The 3,147-nt window shown below is 36.1% G+C and carries 3 protein-coding genes; all 3 read right to left on the bottom strand.

Annotated features, from left to right (window positions below; all coding sequences use genetic code 11):
- Nucleotides 1–157: 157 nt before the first annotated feature.
- The 3 genes from ABFX15_RS09790 to lplA all read right to left on the bottom strand — a co-directional run bounded on the left by ABFX15_RS09790 (nucleotide 158) and on the right by lplA (nucleotide 2,752).
- A complete protein-coding gene (locus tag ABFX15_RS09790) occupies nucleotides 158–805 on the bottom strand; it encodes an adaptor protein MecA (RefSeq protein WP_091264656.1) in 648 nt (215 codons plus the stop codon).
- Nucleotides 806–1,027: 222 nt separating this feature from the next.
- The gene (gene spxA / locus ABFX15_RS09785; protein WP_091264658.1) at nucleotides 1,028–1,435 is read right to left on the bottom strand and encodes a transcriptional regulator SpxA; all 408 of its coding nucleotides are present in this window, start codon (nucleotides 1,433–1,435) and stop codon (nucleotides 1,028–1,030) included.
- Nucleotides 1,436–1,732: 297 nt separating this feature from the next.
- Nucleotides 1,733–2,752, bottom strand: coding sequence for a lipoate--protein ligase (gene lplA, locus ABFX15_RS09780; RefSeq protein WP_346025236.1), 1,020 nt, complete (start codon nucleotides 2,750–2,752; stop codon nucleotides 1,733–1,735).
- Nucleotides 2,753–3,147: the final 395 nt, after the last annotated feature.

The raw sequence follows: 3,147 nt of genomic DNA, 5'->3' as shown, positions 1-3,147 counted from the left end.
TCCGATTGGTATAGTCAGTGGGCCTTCACCACCTTTAATTTTTAGTTTTCATAAAAAATTTGACAGTTCCATTTAATTCTTATATATACTATTGTCCTTTTATTCAAATACTCATCAAAAAAGACCACAAAGAAAATCATCTCTGTGGTCTTTCCTCTTAATTAAAATAGTATCTGGTCATTTCCAGGGCGTTTGTCTTCATTATCTGATCAGCATATTCATTGAGTACATCTGAGGATATCGTACTCTTCTCTCCATACTCCAGAGCTACGGCCAGCTCCTCTTCACTCGTTTTTTCATTCATTTCTTCAATAAAGAAAATTAAGTGGAGATAATACTGTCCTTTGTACGTGAACAAGTTTGATGCACCGCTTTCCATATGAAAAGATTGGGCTAACTGTATCATCTGTTCGAAATTGTTCAACACAACAATTGCCTCTTTAGTCTCATTATCATCCAGACTGTACTCTTCCACTTCGTCTGTAAGTTCATGATCACTCTCGTCCGGATGACTGTCAAACGCTGCATCACCCAGTCCAGTGAGCTGGTTCATCTCTTCCTTGAAATTAGCTCCCTTACTGATGAATAGTTCAAGACCATTGTTGTTCGGCATGACTTGGAATGTAACTGCTTCTGATTCCTGGAATTCCTCATCAATATCAACTTCTTCCAATATACTGTAGAAGAATTTTTCGATTTGCTTCTGATTTCCTAACAGGTCCAGGAATGTAATCCCACGTTCTTCTAAATCTGTATTTTCGATGACCACTCGTATAGTATCTTCATTGATATGTTCAATTTCCATTATCCCGCACCTCGCAATTCTGTGGAGAACAGGTCCTCCATCTGGGATGATAAATCATTCTTTTGTATACAAAAACAGTCCAGATCGACTGCACTTAGATTATTATACAAAAGCTAGCCTGCAAATACAAGCTATGACGATTACATTGTACTTTTTTGTTCTCATAAGGTCAAAAAGAACCGACCCACTGTCGATTCTTTTTTAGTCGTTAATATGCTGTTCTTATACTTGAGATAGAGCTACAAGTTTCTGAGCCTTTTCAAGTTCCATTGCTCTTACTTCTCGAGGAACAAATTGACGGATTTCATCTTCATTGTACCCAATCTGAAGTCTTCGGTCATCAATGATGATCGGTCTTCTAATCAATGTCGGATTCTCCTGAATGACTTCGAACAGTTCTTTTAAAGATAATTCATCAAGATCAATATCCAGTTCTTTAAATGCTTTGGAACGAGTGGAAATAATATCTTCCGTTCCATCTTCTGTCAGTCTCATAATTGCTTTTATCTCTTCAATTTTTAAAGGTTCGTGAGCCATATTCTTCTCGTAGTAAGGGATGTCGTACTCCTCAAGCCATGCCTTTGCTTTTCTGCATGATGTGCAACTTGGTGTTGTAAATAATGTGACCATTATGTATTTCTCCCTTCATGTCTAATGTTTCTTTTAGATGATTGTCATCTTCTACACTTAATACTATAGAGTAATTGTGAACAGTTGTAAACCCTATTTGTTATTTTTTTGACTTATTTCTTCGTTTTATTATACATAGTTCTTAAAAAAAGTTGATATATAGAGGTTTTAAAGAATTTGATATATGAATATCTGCGAACTCAGATTATAACTTTTATAATCTAGAGTGTCGTTAAGACACAAAAAGCTCCAACCCAGTATTAAAACTGAGCTGGAGCTTTACCTAGAGAACTGGTCTTAGTATAAAAGATCAACAAGTTCTTCAATATCTACATTTCCAAAATAGGTTTGAGTGTCGATATCCTTTAATGCATGAGTAATGGCTTCTCGGGTATATGGAACACCTTGCAAGTCTTTTTCAACATCTTCTATTTCGCCCATACCAAAGAAATCACCGAAAATACGAATATCCTCTATTTTTCCTTTTCTTACATTCATTTTAACTTCTACTGTTCCTACAGACAGACGTTCACTTCTTTCCATATCAAAGGATGGAGATTTTCCGTAATTCCATTCCCAATTTGCTGTATACTGTTCAGCGAACGCTTCTATCTTGACCCAATCCTCATCTGTCAGAACATACTCTTTAATGTCTTCAGACTTATCAGTATCAAAAATATAAAGCAGCAGCTTGTCTCTGAAGTCTTTTGCATTCATAAACTGATAAGAATCATCCAGATAAGGTTTGATGTTTGTTACTCTGCTTCTGATGGATTTGATCCCTTTAGATTCCAGTTTATGTTTTTTAGGTTTAAGAGCCTTGACGACTGCTTCGATTTCAGAATCAAACATTAATGTGCCGTGAGCAGTCAAGCGGTTGTTTTTAGCATACATGGCATTGCCTGAGAATTTTTTACCATCAATGACCAGATCATTTCTCCCACGAAGTTCTGCCCCTTCTACCCCCATCTGATGAAGCGCATCAATGACTGGAGAAGTAAATTTCTTGAAGTCTCTGAAGGAGTTCCCATCATCTTTAGTCAGAAAACAAAAGTTCAGTACACCCATATCATGATAGACAGCTCCTCCGCCAGAGAAGCGACGAACGACTGTCACATTGTTTTCGTCTACATATGTCGTGTTTACTTCTTCATATGTGTTCTGGTTTCTCCCGACAATAATCGAATTATCATTAATATAGAATAGCAGAATCGGCTCATCAAGCTCTACTTCATTCAATAGGTAATATTCAATTGCCAGGTTGATTCTTGGATCGTGAATTTCTTTTCCATTTCTCTGGTTCTTTACATAATACATATACAGTTCTCCTCGCATAATAAGTTTGAAGATAAGAATTTTACTTATCTTCCTTGGTTGTTTTCTTAGTGTGTTAGAGGCTTCTCCCCCCATGGGAGAGAAAAATTCGAAATTGTCGACCCTCTTGTCCACTTTTGATCTTTGATAATTTCTTTGATAATTTAAAAATATCCATAGAAAATAATTTATTTAGGACGACTATTCGACAAAAAAAGCTGAACGTATTTTTGGGTATGTGGCGATTTAGTTGAGTACGGCTTATTTACCGAATATTACTGAAATCTTTTAAACTTTATTCTTTACTTACCACTATAATGCTTAAATACTCAAGTTTCGCACCCTAATAAATGCTTCACAATCCTATCGGATTAACCCTCACCAAAGAAATTACGCAG

Origin of the sequence: Alkalibacterium indicireducens, assembly GCF_039522005.1 — a bacterium.
Lineage (GTDB): Bacteria > Bacillota > Bacilli > Lactobacillales > Carnobacteriaceae_A > Alkalibacterium > Alkalibacterium indicireducens.
The sequence above is the reverse complement of the archived record's forward strand: the minus strand, read 5'-3'. Positions and strand labels throughout refer to the sequence as shown.